The organism is Streptomyces sp. NPDC090798, assembly GCF_044768965.1.
GTDB lineage: Bacteria > Actinomycetota > Actinomycetes > Streptomycetales > Streptomycetaceae > Streptomyces.
Genome location: NZ_JBIVXA010000035.1, coordinates 1 through 21,225, shown reverse-complemented (window position 1 = coordinate 21,225; position 21,225 = coordinate 1). Strand labels below are relative to the sequence as shown.

Annotated in this window: 17 protein-coding genes; 8 read left to right on the top strand and 9 right to left on the bottom strand. The window is 69.7% G+C overall.

Features of this window, described 5'->3' with window-relative positions; translation table 11 throughout:
* Position 1: 1 nt before the first annotated feature.
* Entirely contained in the window at positions 2–496 is a 495-nt protein-coding gene (locus tag ACIQTP_RS43885; protein WP_403411064.1) for an LURP-one-related/scramblase family protein, read from the bottom strand.
* A 74-nt stretch (positions 497–570) separates the two neighbouring features.
* Between ACIQTP_RS43885 and ACIQTP_RS43880 the strand changes: the two genes are divergently transcribed.
* Positions 571–2,415 carry an NHL domain-containing thioredoxin family protein gene (locus tag ACIQTP_RS43880; protein WP_403411061.1) on the top strand — a complete coding sequence of 615 codons (1,845 nt, stop codon included), beginning with the start codon at positions 571–573 and terminating at the stop codon, positions 2,413–2,415.
* Positions 2,416–2,472: 57 nt separating this feature from the next.
* On the opposite strand, the gene ACIQTP_RS43875 is transcribed toward ACIQTP_RS43880, so the two are convergent.
* The 3 genes from ACIQTP_RS43875 to ACIQTP_RS43865 all read right to left on the bottom strand — a co-directional run bounded on the left by ACIQTP_RS43875 (position 2,473) and on the right by ACIQTP_RS43865 (position 6,187).
* Positions 2,473–2,703 carry a hypothetical protein gene (locus ACIQTP_RS43875; RefSeq protein ID WP_403411058.1) on the bottom strand — a complete coding sequence of 77 codons (231 nt, stop codon included), beginning with the start codon at positions 2,701–2,703 and terminating at the stop codon, positions 2,473–2,475.
* A gap of 78 nt (positions 2,704–2,781) precedes the next feature.
* On the bottom strand, positions 2,782–4,134 hold the full coding sequence (locus ACIQTP_RS43870; protein ID WP_403411055.1) for a M18 family aminopeptidase: 1,353 nt from the start codon (positions 4,132–4,134) through the stop codon (positions 2,782–2,784).
* A gap of 226 nt (positions 4,135–4,360) precedes the next feature.
* Complete coding sequence (locus tag ACIQTP_RS43865; RefSeq protein WP_403411052.1) at positions 4,361–6,187, bottom strand: acyl-CoA dehydrogenase; 1,827 nt, start codon at positions 6,185–6,187, stop codon at positions 4,361–4,363.
* A gap of 143 nt (positions 6,188–6,330) precedes the next feature.
* Here ACIQTP_RS43865 and ACIQTP_RS43860 point away from each other — a divergent pair, with 143 nt between their 5' ends.
* The 3 genes from ACIQTP_RS43860 (at position 6,331) to ACIQTP_RS43850 (ending at position 9,125) form a co-directional block, all read left to right on the top strand.
* Complete coding sequence (locus ACIQTP_RS43860; RefSeq protein WP_054234175.1) at positions 6,331–6,795, top strand: SseB family protein; 465 nt, start codon at positions 6,331–6,333, stop codon at positions 6,793–6,795.
* A 117-nt stretch (positions 6,796–6,912) separates the two neighbouring features.
* Entirely contained in the window at positions 6,913–7,884 is a 972-nt protein-coding gene (locus tag ACIQTP_RS43855) for a pirin family protein (RefSeq protein WP_403411050.1), read from the top strand.
* 167 nt (positions 7,885–8,051) lie between these two features.
* On the top strand, positions 8,052–9,125 hold the full coding sequence (locus ACIQTP_RS43850; protein ID WP_403411047.1) for an AI-2E family transporter: 1,074 nt from the start codon (positions 8,052–8,054) through the stop codon (positions 9,123–9,125).
* Here ACIQTP_RS43850 and ACIQTP_RS43845 read toward each other — a convergent pair.
* Positions 9,068–11,245, bottom strand: a complete 2,178-nt coding sequence (locus ACIQTP_RS43845; protein WP_403411044.1) for a SpoIIE family protein phosphatase — start codon at positions 11,243–11,245, stop codon at positions 9,068–9,070. The genes ACIQTP_RS43850 and ACIQTP_RS43845 overlap by 58 nt on opposite strands.
* A 173-nt stretch (positions 11,246–11,418) precedes the next feature.
* On the opposite strand from ACIQTP_RS43845, the gene aspS reads away from it, so the two are divergent.
* Together aspS and ACIQTP_RS43835 are read left to right on the top strand one after the other, a co-directional pair.
* Positions 11,419–13,182, top strand: coding sequence for an aspartate--tRNA ligase (aspS, locus tag ACIQTP_RS43840; protein WP_402039028.1), 1,764 nt, complete (start codon positions 11,419–11,421; stop codon positions 13,180–13,182).
* 128 nt (positions 13,183–13,310) lie between these two features.
* The gene (locus tag ACIQTP_RS43835; protein WP_403411041.1) at positions 13,311–14,237 is read left to right on the top strand and encodes an intradiol ring-cleavage dioxygenase; all 927 of its coding nucleotides are present in this window, start codon (positions 13,311–13,313) and stop codon (positions 14,235–14,237) included.
* Positions 14,238–14,314: 77 nt separating this feature from the next.
* Here the strand turns inward: ACIQTP_RS43835 and ACIQTP_RS43830 are convergent, their stop codons facing one another.
* Positions 14,315–15,040, bottom strand: a complete 726-nt coding sequence (locus ACIQTP_RS43830) for an alpha/beta fold hydrolase (RefSeq protein WP_403411038.1) — start codon at positions 15,038–15,040, stop codon at positions 14,315–14,317.
* A gap of 184 nt (positions 15,041–15,224) precedes the next feature.
* Here ACIQTP_RS43830 and ACIQTP_RS43825 point away from each other — a divergent pair, with 184 nt between their 5' ends.
* Both ACIQTP_RS43825 and ACIQTP_RS43820 read left to right on the top strand, forming a co-directional pair.
* Complete coding sequence (locus ACIQTP_RS43825; RefSeq protein WP_403411035.1) at positions 15,225–16,052, top strand: helix-turn-helix domain-containing protein; 828 nt, start codon at positions 15,225–15,227, stop codon at positions 16,050–16,052.
* Between the two features lie 331 nt (positions 16,053–16,383).
* Positions 16,384–17,730, top strand: coding sequence for a polysaccharide lyase family 1 protein (locus ACIQTP_RS43820; protein ID WP_403411032.1), 1,347 nt, complete (start codon positions 16,384–16,386; stop codon positions 17,728–17,730).
* Positions 17,731–17,797: 67 nt separating this feature from the next.
* Here the strand turns inward: ACIQTP_RS43820 and ACIQTP_RS43815 are convergent, their stop codons facing one another.
* The 3 genes from ACIQTP_RS43815 to ACIQTP_RS43805 form a co-directional block, all read right to left on the bottom strand.
* Positions 17,798–18,274, bottom strand: a complete 477-nt coding sequence (locus ACIQTP_RS43815; RefSeq protein ID WP_403411029.1) for a hypothetical protein — start codon at positions 18,272–18,274, stop codon at positions 17,798–17,800.
* Positions 18,275–18,449: 175 nt separating this feature from the next.
* On the bottom strand, positions 18,450–20,174 hold the full coding sequence (gene metG, locus ACIQTP_RS43810) for a methionine--tRNA ligase (protein ID WP_403411027.1): 1,725 nt from the start codon (positions 20,172–20,174) through the stop codon (positions 18,450–18,452).
* A 180-nt stretch (positions 20,175–20,354) separates the two neighbouring features.
* The coding region (locus ACIQTP_RS43805; RefSeq protein WP_403411024.1) for a VWA domain-containing protein at positions 20,355–21,225 on the bottom strand (871 nt) is incomplete at its 5' end.

The window sequence follows — 21,225 nt, the reverse complement described above, 5'->3', positions numbered from 1 at the left end:
GTCAGTCCTCGCCCCGCTCCTTCTCCGCCAGGTGGATCACGCACACGGACACCGCGATCAGCAGCGCGGGGTCCGCGTCCTCGCGGACGACGTCGACGCCGTACGTCTCCCGTACATGCAGCAGGCGGCGCGAGATCACCGCCAGCAGTTCACCCTCGTACTCGACGGCGAACTCGCGGTCGAGGATCTTGCCGCTGACGTCGAGTTCCGTACCGTCCACCAGGGACACCCGGTAGTGGTTGCGGAGCAGGGACAGCCGCTTGCGTCTGATCGTCGCCAGCGGTTCCCCGTCCCGCCCGATCACCATCGTGTCCCGCAGGGCGAACATCTTCTGGTGGATGTCGATGAGGACACGCCCGCGGGTGTCCTTCAGCTCGAAGGTGTCCCGCAGTCGCATCGCCTTGCCGTCGACGAGGAACACCTTGTTGCCGTGGTCGTCCTCGATCCAGTAGTCGTCACCGAAGCCGAGGAGCCGGTCGCGTACGAGGAATCTCATACGGGTACCGGTTCCCGGGAACTGCAAGACCATCACGCGGCGACCGGGTCACACCTGTGTGGTTGGCTTGAGCCATGGCAAAGCGAGCACGCGTCCGGGCCCCCGAACTGACAGGTAAGGGTGGCTGGATCAACACAGTCGGTGGACAGCTCGGCCTCACCGAACTCCGAGGCCGCATCGTAATTGTTGATTTTTGGACATTTTGTTGTGTGAACTGCCTGCATGTACTGGACGAGCTGCGGGAGCTGGAGGAGAAGCACCGGGACACGGTGGTGATCATCGGCGTGCACTCGCCGAAGTTCGTGCACGAGGCCGAGCACCAGGCGGTCGTGGACGCGGTGGAGCGGTACGGGGTCGAGCACCCGGTGCTCGACGATCCCGAACTCGCGACCTGGAAGCAGTACGCCGTGCGCGCCTGGCCGACGCTCGTCGTGATCGACCCCGAGGGGTACGTGGTCGCACAGCACGCCGGTGAGGGGCACGCGCACGCGATCGCCTGCCTGGTGGAGGAGCTGGAGGCCGAGCACGCGGCCAAGGGGACGCTGCGCCGCGGCGATGGGCCGTACGTGGCGCCCGAGCCCGAGCCCACGGCGCTCCGCTTCCCCGGCAAGGCCCTCGCCCTGCCGAGCGGGAACCTCCTGGTCAGCGACACGACCCGGCACCAGCTCGTCGAGCTGGAGGGCGACGGGGAGAGCGTCGTACGGCGGATCGGCTCCGGGGTGCGGGGGTTCGTGGACGGGTCGGCCGAGGAGGCCGGGTTCAGCGAGCCGCAGGGGCTGGCGCTGCTCGACGACGGCTCGGTCGTCGTCGCGGACACCGTGAACCACGCGCTGCGCCGTCTCGACCTCGCGTCCGGCGAGGTCAGCACCCTCGCGGGGACGGGCCGCCAGTGGTGGCAGGGCTCGCCGACGTCCGGCCCGGCGCGCGAGGTGGACCTGTCCTCGCCGTGGGACGTGGCGCTGTTCGGCGGGAAGGTCTGGATCGCCATGGCCGGGGTGCACCAGCTGTGGGCGTACGACCCGGAGGGCGGCACCGTCGGGGTCGCCGCCGGTACGACGAACGAGGGGCTCGTGGACGGGCCGGGGGCCGAGGCCTGGTTCGCGCAGCCGTCCGGGCTCGCCGCCACCGCCGACCGGCTCTGGCTCGCCGACTCCGAGACGAGCGCCCTGCGCTGGGTGGACCTCGACGGGGCCGTGCACACCGCCGTCGGCACCGGTCTGTTCGACTTCGGGCACCGGGACGGGGCCGCTGACCAGGCTCTGTTCCAGCACCCGTTGGGCGTCACGGCCCTCCCCGACGGCTCGGTCGCGGTCAGCGACACGTACAACCACGCACTGCGCCGCTACGACCCCGCGACGGGGGAAGTGACCACGCTGGCGACCGACTTGAGGGAGCCCAGCGACGCGGTTCTCGTCGGGGACGACATCGTGGTCGTGGAGTCGGCGCGGCACCGGCTGACCCGGCTGCGGCTCCCCGAGGAAGCCGTGCGGGTGGAGTCGGTCGCCCACCGCACCCAGCGCGCCGCCACCGAAGTCACGCCGGGCGGGCTCCGCTTGGACGTGATCTTCCAGGCGCCGGCCGGCCAGAAGCTCGACACCCTCCCCCAAGCTCTCGACTCCGCTCGAGCAGGGGGGAGCCCCATCGGCCCGTCCACCAGACTCCTGGTCTCCTCGACCCCGCCCGAGCTGCTGCTCGGCGGCGCGGGCGCGGGCACGGATCTCTCCCGCGCCCTGGAGCTGAACCCGGCCGTCGCGGAGGGCGTCCTGCATGTCTCCGCGATGGCCGCGTCCTGCGACGACGACCCGGCGAACGAGTACCCGGCCTGCCATGTCCACCAGCAGGACTGGGGAGTACCGGTCCGCCTCACCGAGGGCGGCGCGGACCGGCTGCCGCTGGTGCTGGCGGGCATGGCCGACTGACCCGTACATCCACAGCTGTAACCGGGCCTGCGGGCGACGACTGTTTCAGACGTACGCCTACACGCCGTAGCCGCCCCCGTGCCGCTCCTCCTCGATCACCGGGGTGCTGGGCGGCATGACCACCCGGCGCCTCCTGGCGATGCTGCTGAACGTCACCACGCCGATCAGCCCGACGATCATGAAGATGATGCCGACCAGGTCGAGGTTGACCCCCTTCATGTGCCAGTCGGTCGCGAATGTGAGGACCGCCCCCGCTGCGATCAGGATGATGCATCCGCCCAGACTCATGGGTGTCGCCTCCTTGTAACCAACTCGGCTTCTCTCAGGCCCGGTCCGGGTACCCGGCGGCGCGCCGGGCATGCGGAACTATCCCTCCAGGAATGCCACCAGCGCGTTGGCCAGCAGGAACGGGTCATCAGCGCCGCAGAGTTCGCGGGCGCTGTGCATCGAGAGGATGGCCACGCCGATGTCGACGGTCCTGATGCCGTGGCGGGCCGCGGTGATCGGGCCGATGGTGGTGCCGCAGGGCATCGAGTTGTTGGAGACGAAGGACTGGAAGGGCACGCCGGCCTTCGCGCAGGCGGCGGCGAAGACCGCGCGGCCCGAACCGTCCGTGGCGTAGCGGTTGTTGACGTTCACCTTGAGGATGGGGCCGCCGCCCGCGCGCGGGTGGTGCGTCGGGTCGTGCCGCTCCGCGTAGTTGGGGTGGACGGCGTGGCCGGTGTCGGAGGAGAGACAGATCGTGCCCGCGAAGGCGCGCGCCCGGTCCTCGTACGAGCCGCCGCGCGCGAACACCGAGCGTTCCAGCACGCCGCCGAGCAGCGGACCGTCGGCGCCGGTGTCGCTCTGTGAGCCGCTCTCCTCGTGGTCGAAGGCCGCGAGGACGGGGATGTACGAAAGCCCCGAGCCAGAACCCGAAACCGAACCGGAACCTGAACCGGAGGGGGAGCCGGAAGGAGAGCCCTCGCCCGTCGCCGCCGCGATCAGCGCCGCCGTACCGGCGTGCACGGACAGCAGGTTGTCCATGCGCGGTCCGGCCATCAGCTCCTTGTCGCGGCCCAGGTACGAGGGCCGCTCGACGGAGTGGGTCATCAGGTCCCAGCCGGTGACCTCGCCCGCCGGCAGCCCCGACTCCTCCTCCAGGAAGGCGATCAGATCACCCTCGCCGGGGTCACCCAGACCCCAGACGGGCTGCAGATGGCGCTGCTTGTCGAGCTTGAGGCCGTCGGTGGAGACGGAACGGTCGAGGTGCACGGCGAGCTGGGGCACGCGCAGCAGGGGTCGGTCGATGTTCACCAGACGCGAGGAGCCGTCCTTCAGCGTCAGCCGTCCCGCCAGGCCCAGGTCCCGGTCCAGCCAGGAGTTCAGCAGCGGGCCGCCGTAGATCTCCACGGCGACCTGGCGCCAGCCGTGCGCCCCGCTGTCCGGCTGTGGCTTCACCCGCAGATTGGGGGAGTCGGTGTGCGCGCCCACGATCCGGAAAGGGGTGTGCGGCTCGGCACCCTCGGGCACGTACCAGGCGACGATCGCGCCGCCGCGCAGCACGTACTTGCCGCCACTCGTCCCCTCCCAGGCATCGGTCTCGGCGACCTGACGGAATCCGGCCTTCTCCAGCCGCTCGGCGGCGTTCGCCACGGCGTGGTACGGCGTCGGGCTCGCCGCGAGAAAGGTCATGAGGTCGTCGGTGTGGCCGCGGTCGAAGCGGGGGCTTGTGCTCATGGGTTCACCTTAACGACGCCCGAGGGCCCGCTCCCGGTGATGCGGACGGCCCTTCGTAAGAGGGGTGTGAAGGACGGACATCTGACTGGAGGGGCAGGTTCCGGTTGGTCTCCGGGCCCGGTGCGGGCTGCCGCGAGCCTCCTGTGGCCGCATACGACGGCGGCCCGTCCCCGGAGATTCGCTCCGGGAACGGGCCGCCGACGGCGATGCCCTCAGGCCGCGAGGATCAGAACGACGCCTCGTCCAGCTCCATCAGGTCCAGGTCCACGCCCTCGGCGAGCTTGCGGGCGCCGGTGACGCCGGGCAGGACGTTGGCCGCGAAGAACTTCGCCGCGGCGATCTTGCCGGTGTAGAAGGGCCTGTCCTTCGCCGAGGCCGTCTCCAGCTTCTCGGCGGCCACGGCGGCACCGCGCAGCAGCAGGTAGCCGACGACCACGTCGCCGGAGGCCAGCAGCAGGCGGGTGGTGTTGAGGCCGACCTTGTAGATGTTCTTGACGTCCTGCTCGGTGGCCGCCAGGTCCGTGAGCATGAGGCCGACGATGGCCTCCAGCTCGACGGCCGCCTTGGCGAGCTGTTCGCGGGCCGCGGACAGGTCCTCGCCGCCCGTGCCGAGCGCCAGGAACTTCTTGATGTCCTCGGCGAGGGAGTTCAGCGCCGCGCCCTGGTTGCGGACGATCTTCCGGAAGAAGAAGTCCTGGCCCTGGATCGCGGTCGTGCCCTCGTACAGGGTGTCGATCTTGGCGTCGCGGATGTACTGCTCGATCGGGTACTCCTGCAGGAAGCCGGAGCCGCCGAAGGTCTGCAGCGACTGGGCGAGCTGCTCGTAGCCCTTCTCGGAGCCGTAGCCCTTCACGATCGGCAGGAGCAGGTCGTTGAGGGCCTCCAGGGCGGCGGTGTCCTCGCCGGCGGCCTCCTTGACCTGGATCTCGTCCTGGATCGCGGCCGTGTGCAGCACCAGGGCGCGCATGCCCTCGGCGTACGCCTTCTGTGTCATCAGCGAGCGGCGCACATCGGGGTGGTGCGTGATGGTGACCTTGGGCGCGGTCTTGTCCATGAAGTTCGCGAGGTCGGGACCCTGGACGCGCTCCTTGGCGTACTCCAGCGCGTTCAGGTAGCCGGTCGAGAGCGTGGAGATCGCCTTCGTGCCGACCATCATGCGGGCGAACTCGATGATCCGGAACATCTGGCGGATGCCGTCGTGCTTGTCGCCGATCAGCCAGCCCTTGGCGGGGTGGCGGTCGCCGAAGGTCATCTCGCACGTGTTGGACGCCTTGAGGCCCATCTTGTGCTCGACGTTCGTCGCGTACGCGCCGTTGCGCTCGCCCAGCTCGCCGGTCTCGAAGTCGAACTCGTACTTCGGGACGAGGAAGAGGGACAGGCCCTTGGTGCCGGGGCCGGCGCCCTCGGGACGGGCGAGCACGTAGTGGAGGATGTTCTCCGACATGTCGTGCTCACCGGACGTGATGAAGCGCTTCACGCCCTCGATGTGCCAGGAGCCGTCCTCCTGCTGGACCGCCTTGGTGCGGCCCGCGCCCACGTCCGAGCCGGCGTCCGGCTCGGTGAGCACCATGGTGGAGCCCCACTGCTTCTCGACGGCGATCTTCGCTATGTGCTTCTGGACCTCGGTGCCCTCCTCGAAGAGGATGCCCGCGAAGGCGGGGCCGGAGGAGTACATCCAGACCGCCGGGTTGGCGCCGAGCACCAGCTCCGCGTACGCCCAGATCAGGGAGCGGGGCGAGGTGGTGCCGCCGAGCTCCTCGGGCAGGCCCAGGCGCCAGTACTCGGAGTCCATGAAGGCCTCGTACGACTTCTTGAACGATGCCGGTACGGGAGCCGTGTTGGTCTCCGGGTCGAAGACCGGCGGGTTGCGGTCGGCGTCCGCGAAGGACTCCGCCAGCTCGTTCTCCGAGAGACGGGTCAGCTCCTCGAGAACGCTTTTGGCGGTGTCGACGTCCATCTCCGCGAACGGTCCGGTGCCGTACACCTTGTCGCGCCCGAGCACCTCGAAGAGGTTGAACTCGATGTCGCGGAGATTCGACTTGTAGTGCCCCATGGCGACGGCTCCGTAAGGGATTGGGGAGGCGGAGGTACTCGCAGCCTCGTTACACGTACCGGCAAGTAGCTACGATGATGCTACCCGTCGGTAATAAGAATCAACCCCTGGTGGCCCATATGTGGCCGACTACTCTTTGACGCATGTACGGCTACGACCAGAATGCGGGCGCCCAGCAGCAGTACGCCCCGCCGCAGCAGCAGATGCCCGGCGGTTACGGCCAGCAGCCGCCGCTCTACCCCGAGCCGTCCCCGCCCTCGCTGGCGGACGCGGTGCGGGCGTTCACCACGGGATCGATGTCCGCGGAGGACTTCCAGCAGGTCTTCGCGACGTCGAAGGTCTACTGCCCACGCGGCGACAACCCCGGATTCCTGGCGCTGCACAACACCCAGCAGCCGGTCATCCCGATGTTCACCTCGCTCAAGGAACTGCGCCGGTACGCCGGCAAGGAGTCCAAGTACTTCGTGATCACCGGCGCCGAGGTGATCGACCTGCTCCCCACCGGCTACGGCTTCGTCCTCGACATGGAGGGGGAGCACCGTATGGTCTTCGACGCGAAGGCCGTGGAGCAGATGGTGGACTTCGCCATGCGCCGTATGTACGGGTAGCGCTCACCCCCCTACGACAGTCCGGACGCCCGGAGGGAATGCCCTCCGGGCGTCCGTCGTTGTGGGTGGCAGAAAGTTCAACAATCAACTAAACTCGAAGCACAAGGAGGTACCGACATGCCTGCAGTGACCGTCGAGAACCCGCTGACCCTTCCCCGTGTGGTCGCGCCGGCCGGCGCCGTGGACCGTCCCGTGCTCACCGTGACGACCGCGCCCAGCGGCTTCGAGGGCGAGGGCTTCCCGGTCCGCCGCGCGTTCGCCGGGATCAACTACCGCCACCTCGACCCGTTCATCATGATGGACCAGATGGGCGAGGTGGAGTACGCGCCGGGCGAGCCCAAGGGCACCCCCTGGCACCCCCACCGCGGCTTCGAGACCGTGACCTACATCATCGACGGCGTCTTCGACCACCAGGACTCCAACGGTGGTGGCGGCACCATCACCAACGGCGACACCCAGTGGATGACCGCGGGCGCCGGCCTCCTGCACATCGAGGCCCCGCCGGAGTCGCTCGTCATGTCCGGCGGCCTCTTCCACGGCCTCCAGCTGTGGGTGAACCTCCCGGCCAAGGACAAGATGATGGCCCCCCGGTACCAGGACATCCGCGGCGGCTCGGTCCAGCTGCTGAGCACCCCCGACGGCGGCGCGCTGCTGCGTGTCATCGCCGGTGAGCTCGACGGCCACCAGGGCCCCGGCATCACGCACACGCCGATCACCATGGTCCACGCGACCCTGGCGCCCGGCGCCGAGATGACCCTCCCGTGGCGCGAGGACTTCAACGGTCTCGCGTACGTCCTCGCCGGACGCGGCAGCGTCGGTACGGGCCGTCGGCCGGTCCACACCGGCCAGACCGCCGTCTTCGGCGCGGGCGGCTCGCTGACCGTCCGCGCGGACGAGAAGCAGGACGCGAACACGCCGGACCTCGAGGTCGTGCTCCTCGGTGGACAGCCGATCCGCGAGCCCATGGCCCACTACGGCCCCTTCGTGATGAACACCCGCGAGGAGCTGCAGCAGGCCTTCGAGGACTTCCAGAAGGGCCGCCTGGGCACCGTCCCGGCGGTGCACGGAATGTCCGAGGGCGGGATGTAATCCCCTCCCGGGCCGCTTCAGGGCTTCTCGCCCGACCACGGAAGGCCCCGTCCGTACCCCGGACGGGGCCTTCCGCCCGTCGGACGGTGCCTCTCGCGCTGACGCCGTGTCACCCGGCCGGGCCGTCCCGGCGGGACGGCCCGGCCCGCGCGTGGTCGGGTGGAAGCGTGCAGCTACTCCCCGAGGGCGCCCGGCGACTGGCCGCCTGGTGCGCCGTGATCCTGCTCGTCGCCGGTGTGGTGTGGGTGGGGATCCGGCTGTGCGGGGAGTTCCGTACGGCGATCGTGCCCGTGCTGCTCGCACTGCTCGGCACCGCGCTGCTCGGGCCGATGTACCGGCGGCTGGTGGGCGTCGGGGTCAACCGGTCGCTTGCCGCGGGGCTCACCTGTGTCGCGGTGGTCGTGGTCGTCGGCGGCGCCGTCTACATCGTGGTCGCCGCCCTCATCGACACCGGGGACCAGATCATCGCCTCCCTCAAGCTGGCCGCGCGGTCCGTCGCCCAGCACTTCGGCGCGGCGGGCACCTCCCTCGACGACCTCGCCGCCAATGCCAAGGACCTGCTGACCAAGTTCGGCGGGACGGCCGCGTCCAACGTCATCAGTGGCGTGAGCGTGGTGGGCGAGTCCATCGCCATGGCCGTACTGGCCCTGCTGCTCGTCTTCTTCTTCCTCCGCGACTCCCACCGCACCGCAGGGCTGCTGCGCTCGCTGGCGCCCCGCGGCACCGCGGACACGGTGGAGGCCATGGCTCGCCGCGCCTTCGACGCGGTCCAGGGCTTCATGCGCGGGACCACGGTGATCGCCCTCATCGACGCCCTGTGCATCACGATCGGGCTGCTGATCCTGCGTGTCCCGGGCGCGGTCGGGCTCGGTGCGCTGGTCTTCGTGGGGGCGTTCATCCCCTACCTCGGTGCCTTCCTCTCCGGCGCGGTGGCCGTGCTGGTCGCGCTCGCCGACCGGGGGTTCGTGATCGCGCTGTGGGCACTCGGGGTCGTGCTCGCCGTGCAGGTCCTAGAAGGGCATGTGCTGCAGCCGATGATCCAGAGCCGGACCGTGCAGATGCATCCGGCGGTGGTGATGCTGGCGATCACGGCGGGCGCGTCCGTCGCGGGCATCCTGGGCATGCTGCTCGCCGTACCGCTGACGGCCGCCGGCTTCGGGGTCCTCGCGGAGCTGCGGACCCACTACGAGTCGGCCGCCCCGTCCCCACCGGCCTCCGAGCCCCCACCGGACGCCTCGTAGAACTCGAACCAGATGCTCTTGCCCTGACCCCGAGGGTCGACGCCCCAGGAGTCGGCGAGGAATTCCACGAGCATCAGCCCGCGTCCGGAGGAGGCCAGTTCGCCGGGGTGGCGGCGGTGCGGCAGGTCGTCGCTGGCGTCGGTGACCTCGACCCGCATCCGGCGGTCGTCCGTACCGCCGGTCACCTCGGCGACGAGCAGCGCGTCGGCGTCGGTGTGGACGAGGACGTTGGTCAGCATCTCGGAGACGAGCAGGACCGCCGAGTCGCGCTGGTCGTCGGAGGCCCAGTCGTGCAGCATCTCGCGCAGCTGCTGGCGGGCGCCCGCGATCCGCTCGGGCTCGGCCTGCGCCACGGTCAGCGCGGTGCGGCGCACCGAGGGGGAGAGCGGGGCCTCGACCGTGTCGCCGTACCCGTTGCCCTGCCGGCTCAGCAGTACCACCGCTATGTCGTCCTCGCGCCGGTCGGCCAGCGGCCCGGGGGTGTGGTGCGAGGAGGGCCCGTGCACGCCCTGGACCAGCGCGTCGGCGAGCTCCTCCATGTCGCCGTCGTGGGACTCCAGGATGTGGCGGATACGGCGCCACCCGGTGTCGAGGTCGTGCCCGCCGGTCTCGATCAGCCCGTCGGTGCAGATCAGCATCGTCTCGCCGGGCTCCAGGGCGAGCCGGGTCGTGGGGTAGTCGGCGTCCGGGTCGATGCCGAGCGGCAGTCCGCCCGCCGTGGGCCGTATCAGCACCGTCCCGTCCGCCATGCGTATCGCGGGGTCCGGGTGCCCCGCACGGGCGAAGTCCAGGATGCCGGTCGCCGGGTCCACCTCGACGTACAGGCAGGTCGCGAAGCGCGGGTCGGCGGTGTTGCCGCCGCTCTCGCCGGTGGAGCCGTACGTCACCGAGTCCGTGATCCCGCACAGGAACCGCGAGGCCCGGGAGAGGACCGCGTCGGGCCGGTGGCCCTCGGAGGCGTAGGCGCGCAGGGCGATACGGAGCTGGCCCATCAGCCCGGCGGCGCGCACGTCGTGGCCCTGGACGTCACCGATGACCAGGGCGAAGCGGCCGGTCGGCAGCGGGATCACGTCGTACCAGTCGCCGCCGACCTGGAGGCCGCCGCCGGTGGGGACATAGCGTGCGGCGACCCCCATGCCGGGCATCTGCGGGCCGAGGGTGGGCATCATCGAGCGCTGCAGGCCGTCGGTGAGCTCCCGCTCCGTCTCGGCGGCCACGGCCCGGGAGAGGGCCTGCGCGAGCATCCGGGCCACGGTCGTCAGCACCGAGCGCTCGTCGGGCGTGAAGCTGACGGGGTAGGTGAAGGCCGCCATCCACGCACCCATCGTGCGCCCGGCCACGGTCAGCGGCAGAAAGGCCCAGGATTCTCGCCCGAAGTGCTCGGCGAGCGGCCAGGAGACCGGATAGCGCTCCTTGTAGTCCTCCGGGGAGGAGAGATAGACGGCGCGGCCCGTGCGGACGACCTCCGCGGCCGGGTAGTCGGTGGCCAGGGACATATGGGTGAAGGGGCCCTCGTCCCCCGGCTGCTGCCCGTGATGGCCGATGACGGTGAGCCGGTCCCCGTCCACGCCGAACACCGCCAGCCCGTCCGGTGTGAACCCCGGCATCGACAGGCCCGCCGCGACCCGCAGTACCTCGGCCGTGGACCGCGCCTCGGCCAGCGCCCGCCCGGCGTCCAGCAGGAACGCCTCGCGCGAGCGGCGCCAGTCGCCGGTGAGCGGGGTGCGCGCGGCGCTGGCCCCCGAGGACTCGGTGACCTCCTGGAGCGTGCCGAACAGCAGGAACTCCCCGCTCTCGGGGTCGACGGTCGGCTTGGACCGGCTGCGCACGGTACGGATCACCCGCCCGTGCTCGTCCATGATCCGCAGCCGGACCTCGGCGAGCGTGTCCTCGGCGATGGCGAGCTGTACGACGCTGACGACCTCGTTCCAGTCGGCCGGGTGGAACCGGGAGCGCATGGCCGCCTCGGTGACGGTCGCCCTTTCCGCGGGCAACCCGAGGAGCCGGGCGGCCTCGGCGTCGACGGTGACCTGCCCGTGTGCGTTGTCCCAGCGCCACACGCCGGTCGCAAGGGCGGCCAGTACGTCCCCCACGGCGGGCAGGGGCTCACCAGTGCGCATTGACCCACTGTATGAAGAGGTGATCGGAAGGTGCCACCGAGAGTATTCGGGGTGGTGATCTTTGGGCGGCCGGTACCCTTGGGGGATCCGGGCGTCGGCCCGGAAGTTTCACGTGAAACAGACCCAAGCTCATGTGAAACAGACCCCGATCCGCGAAGACTGGATGAACGACGATGCATCGGTACAGGTCCCACACCTGCGGCGAGCTCCGCGCCTCTGACGTCGGCAGCGACGTCCGGCTGAGCGGCTGGCTGCACAATCGCCGAGACCTGGGCGGCATCCTCTTCATCGATCTGCGCGATCACTACGGGATCACGCAGCTCGTCGCCCGCCCCGGCACGCCCGCCTACGAGGCCCTCGACAAGGTCTCCAAGGAGTCGACGGTCCGCATCGACGGCAAGGTCGTCTCGCGTGGCGCGGAGAACGTCAACCCGGACCTGCCCACCGGCGAGATCGAGGTCGAGGTGAGCGAGGTCGAGCTGCTCGGCGCCGCCGCCCCGCTGCCGTTCACGATCAACGCCGAGGACGGCGTCAACGAGGAGCGGCGCCTGGAGTACCGCTTCCTCGACCTGCGCCGCGAGCGCATGCACCGCAACATCCTGCTGCGTACGGCCGTGATCTCCGCGATCCGTCACAAGATGACGGCGCTGGGCTTCAACGAGATGGCGACTCCGATCCTCAGCGCCACCTCCCCCGAGGGCGCGCGCGACTTCGTGGTCCCTTCCCGCCTGAACCCGGGCAAGTTCTACGCCCTGCCGCAGGCCCCGCAGCAGTTCAAGCAGCTGCTGATGATCTCCGGCTTCGACCGCTACTTCCAGATCGCGCCCTGCTTCCGCGACGAGGACGCGCGCGCGGACCGCTCGCCGGGCGAGTTCTACCAGCTCGACGTGGAGATGTCCTTCGTCGAGCAGGAGGACGTCTTCCAGCCCATCGAGAAGCTGATGACGGAGCTGTTCGAGGAGTTCGGCGGTGGCCGTCATGTCACCTCCCCCTTCCCGCGCATCCCGTTCCGCGAGGCGATGCTGAAGTACGGCTCCGACAAGCCGGACCTGCGCGCCCAGCTGGAGCTGGTCGACATCACCGACATCTTCGAGGGCTCGGAGTTCAAGGCCTTCGCCGGCAAGCACGTACGCGCCCTGCCGGTGCCGGACGTCGCCGGTCAGACCCGGAAGTTCTTCGACGGCCTCGGTGACTACGCGGTCGAGCAGGGCGCGAAGGGCCTGGCCTGGGTCCGGGTGGGTGAGGACGGCTCGCTGACGGGCCCGATCGCCAAGTTCCTCACCGAGGACAACGTCGCCGAGCTGACCAAGCGCCTCTCCCTGGCCCCCGGCCACGCCGTGTTCTTCGGCGCGGGCGAGTTCGACGAGGTCTCGAAGATCATGGGCGCGGTGCGGGTCGAGGCCGCGAAGCGCTCGGGCAACTTCGAGGAGAACGTCTTCCGGTTCTGCTGGATCGTCGACTTCCCGATGTACGAGAAGGACGAGGACACCGGGAAGATCGACTTCTCGCACAACCCGTTCTCGATGCCTCAGGGCGGCCTGGAGGCCCTGGAGTCACAGGACCCGCTGGACATCCTGGGCTGGCAGTACGACATCGTCTGCAACGGCGTCGAGCTGTCCTCCGGCGCGATCCGCAACCACGAGCCCGAGATCATGCTCAAGGCCTTCGAGATCGCGGGCTACGACCGTGACACCGTCGAGGAGCAGTTCGCCGGCATGCTGCGCGCCTTCCGCTTCGGCGCCCCGCCGCACGGCGGTATCGCCCCGGGCGTCGACCGCATCGTCATGCTCCTCGCGGACGAGCCGAACATTCGCGAGACGATCGCGTTCCCGCTCAACGGCAACGCGCAGGACCTGATGATGGGCGCGCCGACGGAGCTGGACGAGACGCGGCTGCGTGAGCTGCACCTGTCGGTGCGGAAGCCGCAGCCGAAGTAGGCAGTTCGGCCTCAGTCAGGCCGAAGGGCTCGAAACCGACGCCGGTTTCGAGCCCTTTCGCTTGCGTACCACGTTTCACAGCGCATTCCAATATTCTCCCAGGCTTCTCACCTCTACCGTCCCGGGTCATGACGGATGCTCAAGTACCCGAAAACAAAGGTAAGTTGGCCCGCCGCACGGTCCTGATGGCGAGTGGCGTGGCAGTGACCGCGGTGGGGGTCGGCGGCGCGCTGTCGGTGAACGCCTCGGCGCAGGAGACCGCTCCGCGGACGCCCGCTTCGGCGGAAGCGTGCTACGCGCTCACCTCGGAGCTGGTCGAGGGCCCGTACTACATCGACGCCGACAAGATCCGCCGGGACATCACCGAGGACCAGGAGGGCATCCCGCTCACCCTCGAACTCAAGGTGATCGACGCGGATACCTGCAAGCCGCTCAGAAACGCGGCCGTGGACATCTGGCACTGCAGCGCGACGGGCGTCTACTCGGGCTACGAGTCGAGCGGCAACGGCGGTGGCGGCCCGGCCCCGACGGGCCCGCCGCCCTCCGGCACCCCGACCGGTGAGCCGCCGACCGGCGGCCCGGGCGGTGGTGGCGGGGGCCACCAGGAGCCGACCGACGACGACCGCTTCCTGCGCGGCACCTGGCGCACGGACCGGCACGGACATGTCACCTTCAAGACGATCTTCCCGGGCTGGTACCGGGGCCGCGCCGTGCATATCCACACGAAGGTCCACGTGGACGGCACCTGGACCGACGCGGGCTACGAGGGCGGGCACACCTGCCACACGGGCCAGTTCTTCTTCGACGAGAAGTCGGTGCTGGCGTCGGCGGAGGTCGCCCCGTACTCCACCAACACCACCACGCGCACCACGCTCACCGAGGACACGATCTACCCCCAGAACGGCCACACGGGCGGCCTCCTGTACCTCAAGTACCACAAGAGGAACATCGCGAAGGGAGTCCGCGCCCACCTGACGATGGGCGTGGCCCCGGACGAGACGCACGACAGCTCGGACACACAGCCGAGCCCGTCGGCGTCGCCCTCGGCGAGCTGATCCACCGGCTCGCTCGACCAGGGCCCGGGACTCCACCGGTCCCGGGCCCTTCGGGCCGTTGGCGCGTGATGAGAGGGTCAGCCGAGCTTGAGCAGCAGGTCGGCGAGCTCGACCGGCATGGTGACCATGCAGTCGTGGCCGGTCGCCAGTTCCCACACCTGTGCTGGGGTGCCGTTCGGCTGTATCGCGGGGACGGGTCGCCTCTCGAAGCCTTCCGGCTTGCCCACCGTGCAGTGGATGTGCGTCCGCGGGATCGTCTCCACGGCCGGGTTGTCCAGCCGGACCGGTTGTTGGAGGCAGCGCACCGGCTGATCGGACAGCATCGTGCGCAGCCAGGCGACGTCCGCCGGGTCGGTGACCCCGAACAGACCCGAGGGCGGCGGCATTTCGGGCAGCGGCGGAACCCGCCAGCCACTGTCGGATTTCACGGCGAGGTCGATCAGGGCCTGGGTCACGGGGAGGACGTCGGCGGCGCTCTCGCCGTCCTCGGGGACCATCGCGTCGAGGTAGACCAACCGCGCGATCCGGTCCGGGACCTGGTTGGCCGCGGACGAGATGACCAGCCCGGCGTAGCTGTGTCCCACGAGGATCACCTCGGTGAGGTCTTCCTCGACGATCTGCCCGACGACGTCGCCGACGTGCGTGTCGAGCCCTACCTCGGGGGTGAGCAGATGCGACTTGTCGCCGTAGCCGGTCAGCGACGGCGTGACCACCCGATGTCCGGCCGACGCCAGCGACGGGACCACCCGCTCCCAGCACTCTCCGCTGTGCCAGGCGCCGTGTACCAGCAGATACGTTGGCATGGTTTCGCTCCTTGCGCGTCGCCGATACCGGCGGTGAGTCCGGCGCCGGTGTGGCCGGCGGCGGTCTGGCCGGGCTGGATCGTGTTGAAGGCTGCCGCCCAGGCTCCGACCGAGCCAGGGCCCCCGCGATCCTGGGGGTGACAGGACCAGGCACGCGCGCAACGGCGCGAATTACTGTGGGGAGATGACCGGCGAACCGAACCTGCTGGGCGATTACGTGCGCGCCCGCCGTGAGCTCGTCACTCCCGAACAGGTCGGTATCCCCGTTTCGGGGGTACGGCGCGTGCCGGGTCTGCGCAGGGAAGAGGTCGCGATGCTCGCCGGCATCAGTGCCGACTACTACCTGCGCCTGGAACAGGGCCGCGACCGCAACCCCTCCGTGCAGGTCCTGGAGTCCCTCGCCCGTGTGCTGCGGCTCGACGACGACGCGACGGCGTACCTGCTGCGCCTCGGCGCCGACAGACCCCGACGGCACCGACGCCGGAAGGAGACCGTTCCTCCGGGCATCGCCAAGCTCCTCGCCACGCTCCCGCTGCCCGCACTGGTCGAGGGCCGATACTTCGACGTCCTCGCCGCCAACGCCCTGGCGACCGCTCTGTCACCGCGCCTCGTGGCGGGAGCCAACCGCCTGCGGACCCTGTTCCTCGACCCCGCTGAGCAGGCGCTCCACCCGGACTGGGAGAGCGCGGCCGGGGGTATGGTCGCCGGCTTCCGCGAGTCCGTCGGCACCGACACCGACGATCCCCGATTCATCGAGCTCGTCGGCGAACTCTGCCTGGCCAGCCCCCGCTTCAGCCGGCTCTGGGCCCGCCACGACGTGGAGGCGTGCGAAGGCGCACCCAAGCGCATCGACCACCCCCAGGTCGGCGGCCTGCGGCTGAACCGGGAGAGGCTGGGCATCGACGGAACGGCAGGCCAGACGCTCGTCGTCTACCACCCGGACCCCGGCACCGACAGCGCCGACAAACTGTTGCTCCTCGCCTCCGCCATACAGACACCGGCTGTCTCCTGAACGACGTCCGGGGCGGTTCACCGTGGACGCACGGGGGTGCCCCGATGGGCGGCCCTGGAGCATTCGGCGGGTTCGGAGGCCTGGGGGACTTCGGCGGGCGCTTCTGATGGTCGGCCGGAGGTCCAGTTCTGGTTGCCTTCAGCCTGACCGTCTTCGTTTTCGGCGAACCAGATGTACTTGCCGGTGCCGATGATGTTCCGGGGGCCCGTTCGATGAGTTGAAAAGGCCGGCAACCTTTCCGGACTCCGCGGTCACTGATGGGTCAGAAGCACCGTTCAGCGGGGCTTCGCGCACCACCACACGTGCTCCACATCCACGTAAGGACTCATCCGTGGCATCCCCCTCGCACCGCAGGTCCCTCCGTAAGCGTCGTGCCGTCATCGTCTCCGCCGCCGCCGTCACGGCCGCGGGCCTCGGCGGCGTCGCGTTCGTGATGAACGCGAACGCGGGTACGGTCGACCTCGCGCACCAGGTGCTGCCCGCCAAGGACGGCTGGGCGGCATCCGGGTCCGGGACGACCGGCGGCTCGCAGGCCGACTCCTCGCACGTCTACACCGTCAGCACCCGCGCCCAGCTCGTGAAGGCGCTGGGCAGCAGTTCCAACTCCACGCCCAAGATCATCCAGGTCAAGGGTGTCATCGACGCCAACACCGACGACTCGGGCAAGAAGCTGACCTGCGCCGACTACTCCGCCGGTACGGGGTACTCGTCGGCCGCCTACCTGAAGGCCTACGACCCGGCCACGTACGGCACCTCCAAGCTGCCCTCCGGCACGCAGGAGAAGGCCCGCGACGCCGCGCAGCAGAAGCAGGCGAAGAACATCGTCTTCAAGGTGCCCGCCAACACCACCATCGTGGGTGTGCCGGGCACCAAGGCCGAGATCACCGGTGGCAGTCTGCAGGTGCAGGGCGTCGACAACGTCATCATCCGCAACCTGACCTTCAGCGCCACCGAGGACTGCTTCCCGCAGTGGGACCCGACCGACGGCGACAGCGGCAACTGGAACTCCGCGTACGACGCCGTCACCCTGCGCGGGGCGACGCACGTGTGGGCCGACCACAACACCTTCACCGACGCGTCGCACTTCGACAGCGCCAACCCGAAGTACTACGGCCGCGAGTACCAGATCCACGACGGTGACCTCGACATCACCAAGGGCTCGGACCTGGTGACCGTCGAGCGCAACCAGTTCACCAACCACGACAAGACCATGCTGATCGGCAGCAGCGACACCGACAGCGTCGGCAAGCTGCGCGTCTCCATCCACCACAACGTGTGGAAGGGGATCGTGCAGCGGGCTCCCCTGACCCGGATCGGGCAGGTGCACATCTACAACAACTACTTCGACACGACGACCGTCAACGGGTACGCGCCCCTCTACAGCATCAACTCCCGCGCCAAGGCCCAGGTCGTCGCCGAGGACAACTACTGGAAGGTCCCGACGGGCGGGAAGATCTCCAAGCTGCTCAGCGGCGACGGCACCGGCTCGGTCGCCGGCGGCGGCAACCTCGTCAACGGCACCTCGACCGACCTCGTCGCCGCGTACAACGCCGCGAACTCGAAGAAGCTGAAGACGACGGTGAACTGGACGCCGGCCCTGACCGCCGGTCTCCAGACCTCCGCGAAGAACCTGCCGACGGAGCTGGCCACCACCACCGGTGCGGTCCTGACCTCGTAGAGGACGCCAAAGGCGCCCGGGGCCGGAAAGCCCCGGGTCGCCAGGTCCTCGGATGCCGCCGCGCGGCTCAGGTGTCGTACTGGCCGTTCCACGGCTCGGCGAACGCGAGGCGGTCCGGGTAGAGCTCGGCCCAGAGCTCCTCCTCGTCCTCCCTGATCACCAGGCCGAACAGCACGCCGTCCACGGTGCGTTGGAAGGGACGGATCGCGATGTCCGTGTAGGAGCGGCGGGGCAGGCTCCGCAGGAGTTTCGCCAGATGGGCCCTGGCCCGGGAGAGCACCGAGTCCGGTCCGTCCGGCGCCAGTTGCTGTTCGGCCCAGGTGCCCGCGCACCAGATCTCCGAGTCGCGGTAGCGGCCCTCGGCGTCGAAGGTGTGCAGCACCGTGTAGAGGCGTTTGTGCTGTTCCCAGCCATCGTCGGGACGGTAGCCCTCGGGGAAGGCGTAGGTGATCGACGCCAGGAACTGGCCGTCCGCGTAGCGACCGATGCTCTCGGTGCGGGACTTCGGCTCGTAGGCGATCGGGATGACCGGAGGGACTGCCATGGCGAAACCATACGGGTGGTCAAGAACATGTCACCAGCGGGGTCGGTTTCCGGCCGAGGAGTGAGACGGAGGGGGGAGACAAAGAGGGCTGAGGGCGGGGAAAGGGAGGGGAAGAGGCGGGGAAAAGGGTGGGGCCCGGCACCTCTTCGGTGCCGGGCCCCGCTCTACGCCGTCACTACTCCGGTGCGCCGCCGAAGCGCTCCTTGTACGACTCCAGGTCCTCGTCCGTGATCTTGGCGAAGAGGACCGGGGGAACCGTGAAGGGGGTGCCCGCGGGGACGGCCGACAGGGACCTCGCCTCGTCCGCCGAGACCCACGCCGCCGTGTCGTCCGTCAGCGCGAACGCCGAGCGCATCGCGCGGGAGGACGCGGGGATGAAGGGCTCCGAGACCACCGAGTAGAGGTGGATCAGGTTCATCGCCGTGCGCAGGGTCAGGGCCGCGCCCTCGGGGTCGGTCTTGATCTCCAGCCAGGGGGCCTTCTCCTCCAGGTAGGAGTTGCCCGCCGACCACAGGGCGCGCAGCGCCGCCGCGGCCTTGCGGAACTGGAGGGCCTCCATCTGGGTCTCGTACTCGGCCAGCAGGCCCGCGATCTCCTCGCCGAGCTTCGCCTCCGCCTCGCCCGCCCCGGTGCCCGCCGGGACCTCCTCGCCGAAGCGCTTCTTGGAGAAGGACAGGACGCGGTTGACGAAGTTGCCGAGGGTGTCGGCCAGGTCCTTGTTCACCGTGGCGGTGAAGTGCTCCCAGGTGAAGGACGAGTCGTCCGACTCGGGGGCGTTGGCGATCAGGAAGTAGCGCCAGTAGTCCGCGGGCAGGATGTCCAGCGCGTGGTCGGTGAAGACACCGCGCTTCTGGGACGTGGAGAACTTCCCGCCGTAGTACGTCAGCCAGTTGAAGGCCTTGACGTAGTCGACCTTCTTCCACGGCTCGCGTACGCCCAGCTCGGTGGCCGGGAACATGACGGTGTGGAAGGGGACGTTGTCCTTCGCCATGAACTCCGTGTAGCGGACCGGGTTCTCGCCGGAGTCCGCCTCGTACCACCAGGACTTCCAGTCGCGGTTCTCCGGGTCCTGGTCCGACCACTCCTTCGTCGCACCGATGTACTCGATCGGCGCGTCGAACCAGACGTAGAAGACCTTGCCCTCCGCCGCCAGCTCCGGCCAGGTGTCGGCCGGGACCGGGACGCCCCAGTCCAGGTCACGGGTGATCGCGCGGTCGTGCAGGCCCTCCGTCAGCCACTTGCGGGCGATGGAGGAGGCGAGCTGCGGCCACTCGTGCTCGTGGCGCGCCACCCACTCCGAGACCTCGCTCTGGAGCTTCGACTGGAGGAGGAAGAGGTGCTTGGTCTCGCGGACCTCCAGGTCCGTCGAGCCGGAGATCGCGCTGCGCGGGTTGATCAGGTCGGTCGGGTCCAGGACGCGGGTGCAGTTCTCGCACTGGTCGCCGCGGGCCTTGTCGTAGCCGCAGTGGGGGCAGGTGCCCTCCACGTAGCGGTCCGGGAGGAAACGGCCGTCCGCCGGGGAGTACACCTGGCGGATCGCGCGCTCCTCGATGAAGCCGTTCTCGTTCAGGCGGCGCGCGAAGTGCTGGGTGATCTCACGGTTCTGCGGGCTGGAGCTGCGGCCGAAGTAGTCGAAGGCCAGCTCGAAGCCGTCGTACACCGCCTTCTGCGCGTCGTGCGCCTGTGCGCAGAACTCGTCGACCGGGAGGCCCTGCTCCTTGGCCGCCAGCTCGGCCGGGGTGCCGTGCTCGTCCGTCGCGCAGATGTAGAGGACGTCGTGGCCGCGCTGGCGGAGGTAGCGGGAGTACACGTCCGCCGGGAGCATGGACCCCACCATGTTGCCCAGGTGCTTGATCCCGTTGATGTACGGAAGGGCGCTGGTGATGAGGTGTCGAGCCATCGCGGCTGCTCCCAAGTCGTTACGTGTCGTTACGTGGGGTGACGATCGTCGGTGCTGGTCGTACCGTCGGTCGTCTTGCGAACCTTGAAATCGTAGCCGACATGGGTGGGCCGCCCGTTTCCCTTTTCAAAGGGTGGGAAACGGGCGGCCTCCGGTTGTTCTTGTCCGGCCTGCGGGGTGCTACGGGCGCCAGTTCTCCAGCACGCCCTCGTAGACCTCCGCGTCGGTCAGCTCGCGCGGGGTCGGGCCCGCGTGGAAGAAGGCCGTGTTGTCGGTCTTCAGCTTGCGGAGGTAGTCGAAGGCCTTGTTGTCGTGCTCGCCGAACGCGACGAACGAGAAGAACACCGTGGGGTGGTCCTTCGCCGCGTCCGTGAGGGACTGGGTGGCGGGGGTCTTGGCGTCCGGGGCGCCGTCCGTCTGGAAGATCACCAGGGCCGGGTCCGTGGTGCCGGACTTCTGGTGGTGCGTGACGACTTCTTCCACCGCGATGTGGTAGCTCGTACGGCCCATGCGGCCGAGGCCGGCGTGGAGGTCGTCGATCTTGTTCTCGTGCTCGGGGAGGGTGAGCTCGCCGGTGCCGTCCAGTTCTGTGGAGAAGAAGACGACCTGGACCTTGGCCTCGGGGTCGAGGTGGGCGGCGAGGGCGAGGGCCTGTTCGCCGAGGGCCTGGGCGGAGCCGTCCTTGTAGTACGCGCGCATGGACGCGGAGCGGTCGAGGACGAGGTAGACCTTGGCGCGGGTGCCGGTGAGGTCCCTCTTTCCGAGGGCCGTTCCTGCTTCCTGGTAGGCGGTGGCGAGGTCGGGGGCGTGGGTCTTGACGTGGGTGAGGGGGGTGGCGGGGGTGAGGGGGGTGCCGGTCGTGGGGGGGGGGGGGGGGGGGGGGGGGCCGGCGGGGGCGGCCGCGCCCCCCCCCCCCCCCCCCCCCCCCCCCACACCCCCCCCCCCCCCGCCCGCCGCCCCCCCCCCCCCCCCCCCCCCCCCCCCCCCCCCCCCACCAGCCCGCGGGCGTAGTAGTCCTTCTCGTCCCGGACTCCAGGAAGTGCGAAGAAGT

Coding starts and splice junctions, on each gene's coding strand:
- ACIQTP_RS43885 (WP_403411064.1), bottom strand. CDS start 496: ATGAGATTCCTCGTACGCGACCGGCTCCTCGGCTTCGGTGACGACTAC.
- ACIQTP_RS43880 (WP_403411061.1), top strand. CDS start 571: ATGGCAAAGCGAGCACGCGTCCGGGCCCCCGAACTGACAGGTAAGGGT.
- ACIQTP_RS43875 (WP_403411058.1), bottom strand. CDS start 2,703: ATGAGTCTGGGCGGATGCATCATCCTGATCGCAGCGGGGGCGGTCCTC.
- ACIQTP_RS43870 (WP_403411055.1), bottom strand. CDS start 4,134: ATGAGCACAAGCCCCCGCTTCGACCGCGGCCACACCGACGACCTCATG.
- ACIQTP_RS43865 (WP_403411052.1), bottom strand. CDS start 6,187: ATGGGGCACTACAAGTCGAATCTCCGCGACATCGAGTTCAACCTCTTC.
- ACIQTP_RS43860 (WP_054234175.1), top strand. CDS start 6,331: ATGTACGGCTACGACCAGAATGCGGGCGCCCAGCAGCAGTACGCCCCG.
- ACIQTP_RS43855 (WP_403411050.1), top strand. CDS start 6,913: ATGCCTGCAGTGACCGTCGAGAACCCGCTGACCCTTCCCCGTGTGGTC.
- ACIQTP_RS43845 (WP_403411044.1), bottom strand. CDS start 11,245: ATGCGCACTGGTGAGCCCCTGCCCGCCGTGGGGGACGTACTGGCCGCC.
- aspS (WP_402039028.1), top strand. CDS start 11,419: ATGCATCGGTACAGGTCCCACACCTGCGGCGAGCTCCGCGCCTCTGAC.
- ACIQTP_RS43835 (WP_403411041.1), top strand. CDS start 13,311: ATGACGGATGCTCAAGTACCCGAAAACAAAGGTAAGTTGGCCCGCCGC.
- ACIQTP_RS43830 (WP_403411038.1), bottom strand. CDS start 15,040: ATGCCAACGTATCTGCTGGTACACGGCGCCTGGCACAGCGGAGAGTGC.
- ACIQTP_RS43825 (WP_403411035.1), top strand. CDS start 15,225: ATGACCGGCGAACCGAACCTGCTGGGCGATTACGTGCGCGCCCGCCGT.
- ACIQTP_RS43815 (WP_403411029.1), bottom strand. CDS start 18,274: ATGGCAGTCCCTCCGGTCATCCCGATCGCCTACGAGCCGAAGTCCCGC.
- metG (WP_403411027.1), bottom strand. CDS start 20,174: ATGGCTCGACACCTCATCACCAGCGCCCTTCCGTACATCAACGGGATC.